This window comes from Mesorhizobium sp. M1088, assembly GCF_040318575.1.
GTDB lineage: Bacteria > Pseudomonadota > Alphaproteobacteria > Rhizobiales > Rhizobiaceae > Mesorhizobium.
In genome coordinates this window covers 1-15633 of sequence record NZ_JAMYMO010000012.1, presented here as the reverse complement: position 1 = coordinate 15633, position 15633 = coordinate 1, and the positions used below count along the sequence as shown (strand labels likewise).

At 62.8% G+C, this 15633-nt stretch carries 12 protein-coding genes and 2 pseudogenes; 2 read left to right on the top strand and 12 right to left on the bottom strand.

Annotated elements, in window-relative coordinates; translation table 11 throughout:
• Window positions 1-41 precede the first annotated feature (41 nt).
• On the bottom strand, window positions 42-794 hold the full coding sequence (locus NKH49_RS16800; RefSeq protein ID WP_352926806.1) for a metallophosphoesterase family protein: 753 nt from the start codon (window positions 792-794) through the stop codon (window positions 42-44).
• Window positions 787-1599 carry a nucleotidyltransferase family protein gene (locus tag NKH49_RS16795; protein WP_352539322.1) on the bottom strand — a complete coding sequence of 271 codons (813 nt, stop codon included), beginning with the start codon at window positions 1597-1599 and terminating at the stop codon, window positions 787-789. Before NKH49_RS16795 ends, NKH49_RS16800 begins: the two co-directional genes overlap by 8 nt.
• A gap of 718 nt (window positions 1600-2317) precedes the next feature.
• On the opposite strand from NKH49_RS16795, the pseudogene NKH49_RS16790 reads away from it, so the two are divergent.
• A pseudogene (locus NKH49_RS16790) lies at window positions 2318-3183 on the top strand (hypothetical protein).
• 59 nt (window positions 3184-3242) lie between these two features.
• Here NKH49_RS16790 and amaB read toward each other — a convergent pair.
• From amaB to NKH49_RS16775, 3 genes are all read right to left on the bottom strand, one after another.
• The gene (amaB, locus tag NKH49_RS16785; RefSeq protein ID WP_352568310.1) at window positions 3243-4757 is read right to left on the bottom strand and encodes an L-piperidine-6-carboxylate dehydrogenase; all 1515 of its coding nucleotides are present in this window, start codon (window positions 4755-4757) and stop codon (window positions 3243-3245) included.
• 183 nt (window positions 4758-4940) lie between these two features.
• Entirely contained in the window at window positions 4941-6215 is a 1275-nt protein-coding gene (locus tag NKH49_RS16780) for an RNA polymerase sigma factor (protein WP_352448164.1), read from the bottom strand.
• The gene (locus tag NKH49_RS16775; protein WP_254817007.1) at window positions 6212-6586 is read right to left on the bottom strand and encodes a YciI family protein; all 375 of its coding nucleotides are present in this window, start codon (window positions 6584-6586) and stop codon (window positions 6212-6214) included. The genes NKH49_RS16780 and NKH49_RS16775 overlap by 4 nt, the downstream gene beginning before the upstream one ends.
• A 327-nt stretch (window positions 6587-6913) precedes the next feature.
• Between NKH49_RS16775 and NKH49_RS16770 the strand changes: the two genes are divergently transcribed.
• Window positions 6914-7780: a serine hydrolase domain-containing protein gene (locus NKH49_RS16770; RefSeq protein ID WP_352469577.1), complete on the top strand. Its 867-nt coding sequence runs from the start codon at window positions 6914-6916 to the stop codon at window positions 7778-7780.
• A 100-nt stretch (window positions 7781-7880) separates the two neighbouring features.
• Here NKH49_RS16770 and NKH49_RS16765 read toward each other — a convergent pair whose 3' ends face one another.
• From NKH49_RS16765 to NKH49_RS16735, 7 genes and pseudogenes are all read right to left on the bottom strand, one after another.
• Window positions 7881-8162 (bottom strand): helix-turn-helix domain-containing protein, encoded by a 282-nt coding sequence (locus NKH49_RS16765; protein WP_352469576.1) that lies wholly within the window; start codon window positions 8160-8162, stop codon window positions 7881-7883.
• On the bottom strand, window positions 8159-8488 hold the full coding sequence (locus NKH49_RS16760) for a type II toxin-antitoxin system RelE/ParE family toxin (protein WP_352926802.1): 330 nt from the start codon (window positions 8486-8488) through the stop codon (window positions 8159-8161). Before NKH49_RS16760 ends, NKH49_RS16765 begins: the two co-directional genes overlap by 4 nt.
• A 185-nt stretch (window positions 8489-8673) precedes the next feature.
• Window positions 8674-9204 (bottom strand): dihydrofolate reductase family protein, encoded by a 531-nt coding sequence (locus NKH49_RS16755; RefSeq protein WP_352926965.1) that lies wholly within the window; start codon window positions 9202-9204, stop codon window positions 8674-8676.
• A gap of 262 nt (window positions 9205-9466) precedes the next feature.
• Window positions 9467-10585 (bottom strand): DNA topoisomerase IB, encoded by a 1119-nt coding sequence (locus NKH49_RS16750; protein ID WP_352926800.1) that lies wholly within the window; start codon window positions 10583-10585, stop codon window positions 9467-9469.
• Window positions 10586-10703: 118 nt separating this feature from the next.
• The gene (locus NKH49_RS16745) at window positions 10704-11588 is read right to left on the bottom strand and encodes a transglutaminase family protein (protein ID WP_352448166.1); all 885 of its coding nucleotides are present in this window, start codon (window positions 11586-11588) and stop codon (window positions 10704-10706) included.
• A gap of 7 nt (window positions 11589-11595) precedes the next feature.
• On the bottom strand, window positions 11596-14007 hold the full coding sequence (locus NKH49_RS16740; protein WP_352926797.1) for a circularly permuted type 2 ATP-grasp protein: 2412 nt from the start codon (window positions 14005-14007) through the stop codon (window positions 11596-11598).
• A gap of 6 nt (window positions 14008-14013) precedes the next feature.
• Window positions 14014-15597 (bottom strand): annotated as a pseudogene (locus tag NKH49_RS16735) (transglutaminase family protein); the annotation flags it as partial.
• Between the last annotated feature and the right edge of the window lie 36 nt (window positions 15598-15633).

Sequence of the window (15633 nt, the reverse complement as noted above, 5' to 3'; positions counted from 1 at the left end):
CAGCGTGCACGGGCGATTGCTTCCGCCAGTGGCGCTGCCTGTCAGATTTCGAGCATGGCGTAGGGGCGGCCAGTCGGTTTGGCGACATGCATGGCAACGTTATAGACCGTCGCCCCGCCCGGTGTGCGGCCCTCGTAGGCGCCGCGATGCGCATGGCCATGCACCACCGCGCTGACCTGGAACCGGTCTATTGTCTCGGCCAGGCGTGACGAACCGAGAAACGGGAAGATCTCCAGCGGCTCGCCTTCGACCGTCTCGACGACAGGCGCGTAGTGAAGAACGACAAGCGTGCGTTTGGCGCGGACCTGCCGCATCGCGTTTTCAAGCCGCATCGCTTCGTTCACGCTTTCCGCCACCATCGACTTGATGGCCGGTTCGCCGAAGGAGCCGAGCATGCGCGATCCAAAACCGCCAACGAAACCCTTGACCCCGACGAACCCGACCTCGTGAATCTCCGTCGCCTCGCCATCGAGCAGATGAACGCCCGCCTGGCGCAGAATGTCGGTGACCTGCTCGACGGCGCCTGACTCATAGTCGTGGTTGCCAAGTACGGCGACGACCGGGATCGTGCAGGCACGCAGTTCCTCGGCAAGGATTTCGGCCTCCCGAGGCTTGCCGAGATTGGTAAGGTCGCCGGTCAGCACGAGAACCTGGGCTTCGCGCGACATCTCGCCGAAAAGATCGCGGTACGACGCCTGGTCCTCCTTGCCGACATGCAGATCGCCGATGGCGGCGATCTTGAGTGTGCCGCCGTTTTCCGCCTTTGCCGAAGCAGGTTTGAGTTCGTCAGCCATCGCTATATTCTCCTTCACCGCCGACGTCGGCAAAGCCCCATTCCTTGACGTCGATCTCATAGTCGGTTCGTGAAAGCATGCGCCCGCGGCAGATCCGCATCCGGGAGGGCGGCAGTTCGCGCTGTTTGGCCAGCCGGTCGAGCAATTCGTCGAGCAGCCACGCCGGCACACGGTCTCGCTCCGTCGGATAGATCCATCGGAAGTTCAAGAGATGCATCAGCAAGACTTCCCAATGGACTTCCATGTAGGAAAGCAGCCTTTGCCAATCGATCTGGTCGTGCGCCTTGAGGATGGTGTGCGCGACGTCGGCGCCATCGTGGCGGCGGCGGTCCTGGATGAAACTTTTGGACCAGATAAGCTCGGTTGGGCCGATGATCCGCACCTGGCTGCCCAGCAATTCGCCCTGGCGGGCGTGCTCCAGCCACAGGTCGTCGACGGGCATTGTGCCGTTCATCGAGGCGAAAATGACGTCGAAAAAATGCGTGCCCTTGAACACTTTGCCGAGCCACCGGTCGTCCTCGACCACGACGGCGTAACCGATCCGCTTGAAATGGGCGAGGATGCGCGGGCAGTCGCCGGCCTTGCAGAAAATATCGAGATCCTTGGTCAGGCGGGTGATCCCGGTATAGGCGCTTACGGCATAGGTGCCGGCGACGAGAAAGGGGATGCCGGTCGTGACAAGCTCGCGGATCGCCTCGATATAAAAGACCTCCGCTTCGGCATTGCGAGGCGTCGGGGCGGCTTTTGGATCGACCGACGGAACGGATGCCGGGATGGCGCTTTCCGGTGGGGGATTAATGATCATAGCTATGGCTCCTGGCCCGGCAAACCAGCAGCCGCCTGTATCTAATAGCCAAGCACGCCCGATGGTTCCCGCCGTTACGCGGCACTGCCGCTCCCGCCGCTGCATCAGGCGAACACATCGCCGTCGCAGGCCTTCGAAGCGGTCATGGCTGTCGCCGTCGCGGCAGTGATGAAAAGACATGCGACCGGTTATTTTGGCGTCAGGATCGCAGTGCAATCAGCCTCAAGCCCGTCGAGGCGGAGTAGGCCCGCTATCATCCTCAGGTCCGGAAAGGATTGGCTTCAACATGGTTCCGGAGCTGTCGGAGGCGCTGCGCACCCGGCGCAACAGCCCTTTCAGCGCCCGTAGCCAAACCGACTCTGTTTTCCGGAACGCTGCAGGCGGCGTGGCGAAAAGGCCATTCTCCATTTTGTAGTTCCTCACAGTCTCAGTCCAAATCAGCGTTCTTCAACGAGCAAAGCTTGTGTTGGTTCCGCGTCGCCATCGGCGGGAGCACGGGCTGGACGGGGCGAGGCCATCATTGGCAGGTTCGAGCAGGCTAGCCTTCTGCAGCGAGATCAGCGCCTCGCGAGATCAGCTTCGGCGATCAAGTGGCGGAATTCAGCCACCAGCCGGCGGGATTCGGCTCGTATCCTGATGCGCCGGCTCTGGACACGACCCGCGAAGGCTGAAATTGTGATCGTATTTCCAGTTGCAAATTTGGTTGGGCTCGGCGGGGATGGCGCTGGTTTCTGAAGACATTGCCCGCCATCCGGCGCTGCGTCGCCATGTCCAGGCTCAGTCGCGGACGCTTCTCCAGACCTATGAAGCGAACCCGCGGCTGGCCTCCGTATTCGCCACCCAACAACGTTGGCTGATGGCCCATATCGGCCTTGCCTTGTATTTCAATCGAGAGCCGGACGATCATCGCAAGGGACTTACATCCGCACGGTTCATGGACGACATCTGCCGGCATTCGGTGGCCAGCCGCAACACCGCCGATGCCTTCCTGAAGGTGATGCTGCATTACGGTTTCATCCGGCATCTGCCGATCAAATATGGGCGCATCCGCCCCTTTGAGCCGACCGCGGGCACTCTGGAGACGGTTGCCGGCTGGGTCATGGCTCATCTCAGAACGCTGGACAGCCTGGACAGCCTGGACAGCGGATTTCGACTGGCTGCATTCGTCGCACAACCGGACATGCTCGCCAAACTGCAGCCGCTGGTGGCCGACGGCCTGCTTTCGTCGCATGCCGTGCGGGAGCCGAGACAGACCTTTTCCTTGTTCACCTGGCTCGACAATGGCGGCATCGTCATGGATTGGCTGATGTCCGGCGTCGACCCGATCATGCCGACCTGGACCGAATCCCGACCGGTGTCGTCTCAATCGGAGATTTCGCGAACTGGCTCAAGCTTTCCCGGACCCACCTGTCACGCAAATTGGGCGATGCCGAAGAACTCGGCAGCGTCGGCTGGTTGGGCCAGCGCGGTCACTCGGTCATGTGGGTGTCGAGCGAGTTCTATCAGGAATACATGACCGCCATCAAGCTCGCCATCATCGATGCAGCCTTCGACAGCTGTGTTGTAACTTCGCAAGCCAGCTGAACGGCGAGCTGACCGCCGTCGTGGCAGCCTTGGCGCCGCCGCGACGGAGATCTGGCATTTCAATCGATGTCGAACGACACGCCCTGCGCAAGCGGCAGCGCCTTGGAATAATTCACCGTATTGGTGGCGCGCCGCATATAGGCCTTCCAGGCATCGGAGCCGCTCTCGCGGCCGCCGCCGGTTTCCTTCTCGCCACCGAAGGCACCGCCGATCTCGGCCCCTGACGTGCCTATATTGACGTTGGCGATACCGCAGTCCGATCCGTCGACGCTAAGAAAGCGCTCGGATTCCTGCAGGTCGCGGGTAAAGATCGAGGATGACAGCCCCGCTCCCACCGCATTGTGTTCTTCTAGCACGGTGTCGAAGTCCGAATATTTCATCACATAGAGGATGGGCGCGAAGGTTTCCTCCGTCACCGGCGAAACCTGCCGCGGCATTTCGACCAGCGCCGGACGCACATAGTAGGCGTCGGGGTGACCGTTCTCGACCCGCATTCCGCCGGTTATCTTACCGCCATGCGAAGCCGCCTCCTCCAGCGCCTTCTGCATATTCTCGTAGGCAGCCTTGTCGATCAGCGGGCCAACCAGAGCGCTTGTCTCCAGCGGATTGCCGACCGAGACGCTCTCATAAGCCTTCTTCAGGCGCGGAACGAGCTGGTCATAGACGCTCTCATGCACGAACAGGCGCCTGAGCGTCGTGCAGCGCTGGCCGGCCGTGCCCATGGCGCCGAAGGCGATAGCGCGGAGCGCCATGTCCAGATCGGCCGTCGGGCAGACGATGCCGGCATTGTTGCCGCCGAGCTCCAGCACGGCACGGGCAAAGCGCTTCGCCAGCCGTGGGCCGACATCCCTGCCCATGCGCGTCGAGCCGGTGGCCGAGACCAGCGGCACCCTGGGATGATCGACCAGGATCTCGCCGACGGCGCGATCGCCGATCAGCACGGGCGCCAGTCCCTGCGGCGCGTCAGCACCGAAACGCTTTACCGCGCGTGCAAAAATCGCCTCACAGGCGAGCGCCGTCAGCGGTGTCTTCTCCGACGGCTTCCACACCACCGCGTCGCCGCAGACCAGCGCAAGTGCTGCGTTCCACGACCACACCGCGACCGGAAAGTTGAAGGCCGAGATGACGCCTACGACGCCGAGCGGATGCCAGGTCTCCATCATGCGATGGCCGGGACGCTCGGTGGCGATGGTCAGGCCGTACAATTGCCGGGAAAGACCGACGGCGAAATCGCAGATGTCGATCATCTCCTGCACTTCGCCAAGACCTTCGGATGGGATCTTGCCGACTTCGATCGATACCAACCGGCCAAGCTCGGCCTTGTGTGTGCGCAATTCCTCGCCGAGCAGCCGCACCAGTTCGCCACGCTTGGGAGCTGGCACCTGCCGCCACGCCAGGAAAGCTTTGTGGGCATTGTCGATGGTCGTTGCCGCATCGGCCGGCGAGATGGTCTTCAGCGCGGCGATCTGCTCGCCGGTCACCGGGCTGCGCACGATAAGATCGCCGCCCGTAAGCGCGCGCTCGGCAACGCCCAGTTTCGCCAGAAGCCCGGCCGTTTCCTTCGCAATCGTCATTTTCATCCCTTTCAGATCCCGTCGCTCATATGGCGTCGGTCCGAGCCTTGCGCCATACCCGCTCCCTGCCGGTTGGCACACCAGGCGCTGTCATGGCGTGGCATTACGCGTTTCAGGGAGAAATCGCCACCCCGGCATGGTCCAAGCCGGCGTCCGACTGTTGAACCAGCCAGATGGAGCGAATCAGTGTGCCGTCTTGGCGGTTTCCCGCACGGCGCTTTCTTTCATCAGCCGGTCGATATGCATGCGGATATGCGCTGCCTCGGCGGCCGTATTGGCAAGCGCGATGGCGCGGTCGAAAGCGACGCGCGCCTCCTCGCCGCGGCCAAGCTGCATCAGCAGTCCGCCCTTGAGGCCGAAGAAATGGAAATAGCCGGAAAGCCTTCCCTCCAGCGGCTCGATCATGGCGAGTGCGGCTTCCGGTCCACGCACCTTGGAGACCGCGACGGCGCGGTTGAGCGTCACCACCGGCGACGGCTGCATCTGCTCGAGCAGGCCGTAGAGCAGGTCGATCTCGTTCCAGTCCGTATCCTCGGGCTTTTCCGCCCGCGCATGCAGTGCGGCTATCGCCGCTTGCACCTGGTAGGGACCGGGCTTGCGATGGCGCAACGCCTTATCGACCAGCGCCAGGCCTTCATCAATCATCTTGCGGCTCCACAGGCTGCGGTCCTGGTCTTCGAGCAGCACGATCTCGCCGTTCTCGTCGAAGCGAGCCGGCGAGCGTGCATGCTGCAGCAGCAACAGCGCCGTCAGCCCCATGATCTCCGGCTCGGTCTGGAACAGCCTGAGCAGCAGCCGGGCCAGCCGGATCGCCTCTTCGCAAAGCGGCGCACGCGCCGAAGCCTCGCCGCTGTTGCTGGAATAGCCTTCGTTGAAGATCAAGTAGACCATGGCGGCGACGGCGGCGAGCCGTTCGGAGCGCTCGACCGCTCCCGGCGTCTCGAACGGCACCCCGGCGTCGGCGATACGCGCCTTGGCGCGCGTGATACGCTGCTCCATGGCGCTTTCACCGACCAGGAAGGCGCGGGCGATCTGCTTGACCGTCAGGCCGGAGACGATGCGTAACGCCACCGCGATCTGCTGTGTGGCCGGCAGGTCGGGATGGCAGCAGATAAACAGCAGCCGCAAAATATCGTCGCGGTAATGCGCCCCGTCCAGCCGCTCGGCGACGTCGCTCTCGGCATCCTCCAGATCGGAGATCTGGTCCTCCTCCGGCAGCGGCGCCTGCTTGGCGCGCTTGCGCACCGCATCGATGCCGCTGTTGCGGCCGACGAAGATCAGCCAGGCTGCCGGATCGCGCGGCGGACCGTTTTTCGGCCAGTTGTTCAGTGCCCTCAGGCAGGCGTCCTGGAATGCTTCCTCCGCCGCGTCGAGGTCGCGGAAGTAGCGCAGCAATGCCCCCATCGCCTGCGGGCGAGCGGTGCTGATTGCCGTGCTGATCCAGGCGAGTTCGGTCATGCGGAAACCTTGGCGGGATTGAAGAGCGAGACCGGCCGGATTTCGTAGGAGCCGCCGCTCGGGTTGACCTCGGAAAGCTCGCGCGCGAAGTCGACGGCCTCATCGAGGTCGGCGCATTCGAGCGTGTAAAAGCCGAGGAACTGTTCCTTGGTTTCGGCAAACGGGCCGTCGATGACGATCGATTCGCCCTTGACCTTCCTCAGCGTCGTCGCCGCGGTCGTCGGCAAGAGCCGCGCCACCGGGCCAAGCCGGCCCGCCTGGGCATATTTTTCCTGCACACCCAGAAGTTTTTCCATGACGGCGTCGTCCTGCTCCTTGCTCCAGGAGCAGACGACGTCTTCGGAGGCATAGCAGAGGATCGCGTAGAGCATGGGTCGTCCTTTTCTCTGTCAAAGGACGAAACACTAGGACCGATGCCGACATGGCGTCGACAAAAAAATACGCTCCGTCCGGCGTCCCAGCCCCTAACTGAAATGTGGAATGCTTTCTGCTGCAAAAGTCGGTCGCATAACTTCGAATTTTTGCGACTGACTTTGCGGCAGGAACTTCCCTGAAAATTCAACGCGATCGATTTTGTCGCAAAACTTAGGAGTTTCGCGACACCGGAATCGATGCAGTCGAGAAGTTGATGAACGTCGGATTCTCTCCAAAGAGCGGAGGGTTCTCGCGTCGTCATCCCAGGCTGCCTATGATGCGGCATGGAAGCAAAAGTGTTCATTCGTGACGATGGCGAAACAGACGCAACGGGCGTTACGGATTCGATTCCATGGTGGAGCTTTACGAAGACGGCGCTCTCCGTTGCTCTGTTGCGCCTGTCGGAACGCGGCAAGATCAACCTCGACGAAGCTGTCGAGGGGAAATCTTTCACACCTGCCCAACTCCTACAGCACGAGGCGGGGTTACCAGACTACGGTTCCCTTCCGGCCTACCACGCCGATGTTGAAGCGGGTCGTCCGCCGTGGTCTGTTGATGACCTGTTGAATGCAGTCGAAGCGGATCGGCTGCGATACGAACCCGGTCAAGGGTGGGCTTATTCGAACATCGGCTACCAGGAGGTCGCCCGATTGATCGAGGAGGCAACGAATGTCCCTCTTTCCGAGGCTCTTTCCAACCTCGTATTCATCCCTGCCGAACTCGCCACGGCCCGGCTCGCCCTCACTCCGGCTGATTTAGCAGACGTGCAGATGGGCGATGCGATCGGCTATCATCCGGCCTGGGTCTATCACGGATTGGTGGTCGGCACGGCGATGGATGCGGCCCGACTTCTTCGCCATCTACTCGCCGACAATTTGGTCGACGGGAACGCGCTGTCCAGAATGCTCGAACACAGGCCGCTCCCGCAATTCCGCTCTGAACTCCATCCCGATCCAGCATACGGATTGGGGCTGATGCTGCGGGCAACGAACTCGCTCGCCCATCCCATCGGTCACAGCGGAAGCGGTCCCGGAAGTCGAATTGCCGTCTATGGGCAGCAGGGGAGAACATGCGTCGTTTGGGCAACCGCCGCTTCAAGCACCATTCCCGAGGCGGAAGTTTTCCGTGCCTTGGAAAACGGGGGCTTTTGACACCCCCACCCGAAGCCGATCGGCCGTTTTCCAACCTTCCGCGATCTTGCCGTATCGCGAAATTCCCGATTGAAGCGACAAAATAACCGGCAAATGCCGATTAGGCATATTCCAGAACGCGCATTTCAACATGCAGTCCGGCCGCGACCACCATGTTGACGAGGGTGTCGAGGGCGAACAGGTTGATCTTACCGCGCAGGAGATCGGACACGCGGGGCTGCGTCACGCCGAGACGGCGCGCGGCTTCGACCTGCGTCCAGCCCTTTGCCCGGATATGCTGTTCCAGCGCCATCATCAGTGTGGAGCGGAGCTTCATGTTCTCTGCTTCGGCGGGGGTGTCTTCGATGGCGTCCCACACGCTTGCAAAAGTCTCGTTGCTCATTGGCCTAACTCCTTCATCAGATCGCCGTAGCGTTTCGTAGCCAGGTCCAGATCCATTTTGCTGGTCTTCTGCGTTTTCTTCTGAAAGCAATGCAGCACGTAGACCGCATCGGCGACTTTGGCGACGTAGATCAGCCGGAAGGCGCCGGCTTCGTCCCGAATCCTGATCTCCTGCACACCCTTCCCGATTGTCGCCATTGGCTTCCAGTCGGTTGGAGGTTGCTCATTCTGTACCTTGTCGAGCTGGTAGCCCGCTTCGCGCCGTGCCGAGTTCGGGAAAGCGCGCAGATCATTGAGGGCGCTGCCCCGGAACTTGAGCATTTTCATGCGGCGACTATACAAAAATTTGTATAGTCGCCGCAAGCCTCTTTTCTTCGGGCTGCATCAAGGACTACTTGTCACCTTGCCGCACCCAGATCTGGATGCAAATAGTGCAAAAGTCAGGATTTTCGCGACACGAAGGCAGCGGTTTTCGACCTCGAAGCGGCCATGACGGTCGGCGCAATCCGTGGTCAGGCAGGAACGTAAGTCAACCTGATGACCTCCCCGCCGATCCGATCGCTGGCCACAAGGCGGAGCGGCGGCCGACGACCGGTGAAGAAGGGCTTGCCGTGACCAAGCACCACAGGGTGAAAGTAGAGACGGTATTCGTCGATCAGACCGAGGTCAGTCAGGCTTTGCGCCAACTCCGGTCCGGAGGCGGAGATCTCTCCTGCAAGCCGGGTCTTCAGCCCGCGTATCACCACCTCGACGTCATCCATGACAAGCGTTGCGTTAGGGCCGATCGACTTCAACGAGCGGGACACGACCCATTTCGGCAGGCTTCGCCACGCCATCGCGAAGTCGCGTTGCTCCGGGGTCCACTCAGGATGGTTGTCGTCCCAATAGCGCATGACTTCATAAATGCGTCGACCGTAAATGCTGCCTGTCAGGTCGCGGACGTGGTCGATCCAATGACGAAAGAGAGCAGGATCAGGTCCAAATTCCTGATGGTCGACATAACCGTCGAGGGAGAGATTCATTCCAAAAACGAGCTTCGCCATGCCGTAAGTTTCCGTGCCGGTCAGGGTATGATGGCCACCCTGCTGCGTCATTCCTTTGTCGCGAAAATCCCATTAAAGCGACAGTTTTGCGATTGAATTTTGCGACGCCGCAAAATGGGACATTTTGCTACAATCGGGTGCGCAGAATGCCGCACGAGGATATTTTCGGCAAGAAGATCGCCCAGCACACCAATGCTGCAAACGGATTCGGCACCCCTATCTGCTTGGTTTTCACATTTCGGTTAAGAGCTGGGTCCCGGCGTCATTCCCTCGCCTTCAGCCATCTCAAGACCAAGGCCTCCTCGTCGTCGAGCCCGGCGATCGAGCGCTTGCCTTGGTTGGCATCCGCCATTTCGTCCAGCAGCCGTCCTTCGGGCCAGGCGCGGAACACTTCCGGATGGATGTAGCATTGGCGACAAACCGCGCGCGTATTGCCGAGCCGCTCGGCAACCTTGTCGATGACATTGTTCATCACCCGCTTTTGCTGCGCCTGGCTTTCCGGACGTTCGGTTTGCGCAAACAGCGACGCCGCATGGATGGTGCCACCCCAGGTTCTGAAGTGCTTGGAGCTGAACTCCGCTCCGGCGTTCTCCCTGATATAGCGGTTGACGTCGTCTGAGCGCACCGGATGCCTGTTTCCGTCCTCGTCGAGATACTGGAACAGTTTTTGGCCCGGCAGGTCCTGCGCTCCACGCACGACCTTGGCAATCCGGCGATCGACAAGCTTCAATCTCCATTCCTTGCCGGATTTACCGATGAAGGCAAAACGCAGGCTCGAGCCCTTGATGTCGACATGGCGGTCACGCAGCGTGGTCAGCCCAAAACTCTTGTTGTCGCGGGCATAGGCGGCATTGCCGACACGGATCATCGTGTTGTCGAGCAGCCAGACGATAGCCGCAACGACGCGTTCCAGCGGCAGGCCGTGACGGCGCAAATCGACGTCGATCTGCCGCCGCAGTTCGGGCAGGCTTTCGGCGAAGGCGATCAGGCTCGAATATTTGACGCCGTCACGCTCCTCCGCCCAGTGCGGGTGATAGCGGTATTGTTTGCGGCCGCGCTGGTCCCGACCGGTCGCCTGGATGTGACCGTCGGCATCCGGCGAGATCCACACATCCGTCCAGGCCGGTGGAATGGCGAGCGCCTTGATGCGTGCCAGCGCCTCCCCGTCGACAATCCGCCCGTCGGGTCCTTTGTACGAGAACCCCTTGCCCGAACGCAGCCGGCGAATACCGGGTTCAGTGTCGGTGACATAGTTGAGCGAGGCCCGAACGGCCGAGGCTTGCGCGCCGTTCTCCAGCGCTCCGTTGTGCGGCACCGCGTTTTTTGGTGCAGCTTTCCTCACAGCCGATTGGCCAGACGACGACCCGGATTTGTCCAGCATGTCCTCTCCACGGAATTTCCGTAGATAAGCCGCTTGCCGGCTGCGGGTTCCAACGCCTCTTGATCTCTTGGTTCCAGAACAGCCTATCGACGTCGCCGTGCAACGAAGACGTGCGTCGTCACGCCTTTTCGAGCACGACCGGAATGACGTCGACCGCTTGCTCGCCGACCTGCCCGCCGGTGGTTTTCAGCACGCCGACGATCGGCGCCACATCGGAGTAATCGCGGCCGTAGCCGACCGTGATATGGTCGTTGCTTGCCCGCATGCCATTGGTCGGATCGAATTCCTGCCAGCCGGCATCGCGCCCGCACCACACCTTGACCCAGGCGTGCATGGCGTCGGCACCTTCGAGCCGCGGCTTCCCGCGCGGCGGGATGGTGCGCAGGAACCCGCTGACATAGCCCGCGGGAATACCGAGGCCGCGCAGGCCGGCGATCATGATGTGGGAAAAATCCTGGCAGACGCCGCGCTTCAGGCCAAAGGCGTCGCTGGCCCGCGTCTGCACGGTGGTCGCCTCGCCGTCATAGGTGAAATCGCGGTGAATGCGGTTGCACAGAGCCATGGCCGTGCCGACTGTCGAACTGCCGGCACTGCCTTTCGCATAGGCAGTGATTGCCGCGTCGATGCCGGCATGATCGCTGGCGGCCAGAAAGTGATGCGGCGAAGCCGGCGCCAGCGAGTGCACTGCGCCGAGTTCTTCCCTCAGCCGGCGTATGTCCGGCGATACGTCGAGCCCGGGTTCGGGCCGCGACACTGAAACACGCGCGCTCATCCTGATGTCGAGCGCATCATGCGCGTCACGAAAGGCGATCGAGGTGACACTGTTGCCGAAAAAGTCGGAAAAGTCGGAACGTTCGCTGGGCGCCGGCACAAAAGACAGTGAAGCGGCAATGACGCGCTGCACGCCAGGGATGGTCGGCGGCAGCACGCGCACCTGATGGCGGCCGCCGCCGGCCGCCGCATCATAGTCGTAACGCAGGTGAAGCCTGATGTCGTAGAGCATGCTGTCTCTACCCGAAATAGGCTTTGGCGAGGCTGTTGTAGAGCCCGCCGATTTCATTGGCGAGATCGCCGAGGGCCTTGGCCGTCATGTCCGAGGGCTCCTTGATGGCGATCGACGTGTTGAGCTGCAGGATTTCCTTGGCCGCCGGCGACATATGGCCTTCAGCGCCGACAGCGGGCAGCAGCGCGATTTCGGCTTTCAGCCGTTCGAGCTGGAAAAGGATTGAGCGCGGGTTGAGCGGATCGAGCGCCAAAAGGTCGACCACCGTGCGCCGCCCCGCCTGCACCGGATACTGCCGACGGTGGGTCATGACGCTGTCGCCGATCTCCAGCATCATGTCGAGCGCGCCTTCCGGCGCCTGGGCTCCGGTCAGCCGGGCGAGCGTGCGGGCGATCTGGATGCCGCGTTCGAGCCTGCGGCCGATTTCCAGGAAACGCCAGCCGGCAAAGCGGTACATGTTCTCGTGCAGCAGGCCGGAAAACCCGGCCAGCTTGCGCAGGATGACCGTCATTGCCCTTGTCGCGTCGTCGCCCGGCGCCACTGTCGCGGCAAATTGATGGATGGTCTTCGACAGATCCTTCAATGCCAGCCAGCCATCGGGCGAGAAGCGGTCGCGGATCTGCCCGGCGCTGTAAACGGCGCTGTCCAGCGTGCCGATGAGCCCCAATGGGATTGCCGTTTCGACGTCGATGCCGAACGGCGCGAGATAGTCGCTGATATCGGCGAGCAGCGGCATCTCGGGATCGGATGTCTCGGCCAGCCGCACATGGTAGGCGCGCAGGATGCGCACCGTGTCTTCCGATCGCTCGATATAGCGGCCGAGCCATGTCAGGTTCTCAGCCGCGCGGCTGGGCAGACTGCCCGGCAGGGTTCGGGTGAAGCTGTCGTGCTCCTGCGGCAGCAGCGTCTCGCGCTCGACCGGCCTGTCGCTGACCACCCAGACATCCGCCGCCTGGCCGCCGCGCTGCATGGCAATGGCCGTCGGGTCGAGCGAAAAGCCGACACGGGCAAAACCGCCCGGCATCACCGTCCAGCCTTCCGGCGTCCGCGCCAGATAGACGCGCAGGCTTGCCGGCCGCGGCTCCAGCCAGCCGCCGACATAGACAGGCGTGGTCGACAGCGTCACCGCTTCCTGGCCGACGAAGTCGCCGCCGTCCCGTTCGATCCTGGCGACGAGCTCGGCCCGTTCCTCGACCGACAGCGCTGACCCGAGCTTGGTCGAGCCGTCGTCCTCGAAGGCAAGCCGCGTCGACAGCGCCGGGCCGATCACCATGCTATCGATATTGGCGAGCACATGTTCACGCTCCGTCTCCTGCCCGCACCACCATGTCGCGACCGTCGGCAGCAGCAGTTCCTCGTTGCGCAGGGCGCGCGAAATCTTGGGCAGGAAGGCGAGCAGCGCGCGCGTCTCCATCAGGCCGGAGCCCAGCGCATTGACGGCCGAAACCGCCCCTTGCCGAACCGCCTCGACCAGCCCCGGCGTGCCGATCTGCGAGTCCGGCCGCAATTCAAGCGGATCGGCGAAGGCGGCGTCGAGCCGCCGCCACAAGACGCTCACCGGCATCAGCCCCGAAACCGTGCGCACCATCAGCCTGCCGCCCGAGACGGTCAGGTCCTCGCCCTCGAGCAGCATGATGCCGAGATAGCGGGCGATATAGGCATGTTCGTAATAGGTTTCGTTTAGCGGTCCCGGCGTCAGGATGGCGACACGGCCGCCGGCTTGCTTGGCCATGCCGATCAGCGCGTCGCGGAAGCGACGGAAGAAGCCGGCCAGGCGGTGCACATGCATCTCGCCGTAGATGTCGGACAGCGCCCTCGTGGTGGCGACGCGGTTTTCCAGCGCAAAGCCGGCGCCCGACGGCGCCTGTGTGCGGTCGCCAAGCACCCACCAGCGGCCGTCCGGGCCACGACCGAGCTCGAAGGCGCAGAAATGCAGGAAATGGCCGCTGGCCGGCCTGGTGCCGACGACCGGCCGCAAATATTCCGGGCTGGCCGCGATCAATCCGGCCGGCAGAATGCCTTTCTCGACCAGCCGGTTCGGCCCGTAAATGTCGGCGATGGTCTCCTCGAACAGATCGGCGCGCTGGACCAGGCCGGCGCTGATGTCAGCCCATTCCTGCTCCTCGATCAGCAGCGGCACATGCGCCAGCGGCCATTCCCGCTCGTTGGCGCCGGCCTTGTCATAGACGCGGTAGTAGACGCCGGCGTCGCGCAGGTACTGGTCGGCGCGGGCGAAGCGCTGGGCAAGCTTTTCCGGCCCCAGGTCCTCCAGCGACTCGATGAAGTGCCGCCAGGCCGGCCGCGGATTGCCCGACGCATCGACCATCTCGTCGACGACGCCGTCGATCGGCTGGTAGTGCTCCAGCAGACTGTGGGTCTGCGGCTTGCTGCGCAGCCTTTTGTGATTCCCCTTCGCCATGGCTGATCAGAGTCTTTGCGGCCGCCGAAGGTCAAGGGTCATCGGGAAATCTTCAGAGGCTTCTTCGTTGCGCAGCACATAGCTGGACGGCGTATGGCCACGCGGCTCGAAGCGAGCGAGCCGCCGCGCCTCCGCTTCGTTGCCATTGACCGGGAAGGTGTCATAGCTGCGCCCGCCGGGATGTGCGACATGGTAGACGCAGCCGCCGACTGCGCGGCCCGACCAGCGGTCATAGATGTCGAAGACCAGCGGGGTGTTGACCGGCAGCGCCGGATGCAGGCCGGACGCCGGCTGCCAGGCCTTGAAGCGCACGCCGGCCACCGCGATCTCGCGGTTGTCGGTCACCTTCATCGGCACGACGCGGCCGTTGCAGACGACGGCGTGACGCTCCGGGTTGAGCCCCTCGGTCTTCACCTGCAGCCTTTCGACGGAGGAATCGACAAACCGTACGGTGCCGCCGATCGCGCCTTGCTCGCCCATCACGTGCCACGGCTCGAGCGCCTGCCTGAGCTCCAGCTTGACGCCGGCATGCTGGACGTCGCCGCAGAACGGGAAGCGGAATTCGAGCTGGGCATCGAACCATTCCGGACGGAACGCAAAGCCGTTCAGCTTGAGGTCGTCCAGCACATCGAGAAAATCCGCCCATACATAATGCGGCAGCATGAAACGGTCGTGCAGCGAAGTGCCCCAGCGCACGAAGCGGCCGTCGAGCGGGTTCTTCCAGGCCCGGGCGATGATGGCGCGCACCAGCAATTGCTGCGCCAGGCTCATGCGCGCGTTGGGCGGCATCTCGAAGCCGCGGAATTCGACCAGCCCGAGCCGGCCGGTCGGCCCGTCCGGCGAAAACAGCTTGTCGATGCAGATTTCCGAGCGATGGGTATTGCCGGTCACGTCTGTCAGAAGATTGCGGAACAGCCGGTCGACCAGCCACGGCAGGGGTGCCGCGCCCTTGTCCGGATGCGGCACCTGCGCCATCGCGATTTCGAGTTCGTAAAGCGAATCGTGGCGCGCCTCGTCGAAGCGCGGCGCCTGGCTGGTCGGGCCGATGAACAGGCCGGAGAACAGATAGGACAGCGACGGATGCCGCTGCCATTGCAGCACCAGGCTCTTCAACAGGTCGGGGCGGCGCAGGAACGGACTGTCATTGGGCGTTGCGCCGCCGACGACGACGTGGTTGCCGCCGCCGGTGCCGGTGTGGCGGCCGTCGATCATGAACTTGTCGGCGCCAAGCCGCGTCTGCCGCGCCTCTTCGTAGATCGCCGTGGTCGTCGCCACGCAATCCTGCCAATTCGCAGCGGGGTGGATATTGACCTCGATGACGCCGGGATCGGGTGCGACACGGATGACATTGAGGCGCGGATCGTGCGGCGGGCCGTAGCCTTCTATATGCACCGGCAGGCCGATCGCCCTTGCCGCGTTCTCAGCCGCCGCCACCAGTTCGAGATAATCCTCCAGCGCCTCGACCGGCGGCATGAACACACAAAGCCGTCCGTCGCGCGGCTCGACCGAAAGCGCCCTGCGCACCGCGCCCCCCAAAAAGGTGATATACAGTTAGACACGGTACAGCTGGCCCGTGGCGGCCGAGAATGAAAAGCCCAGCAGGCGTCGCGCCCATTAGTAAGCCCC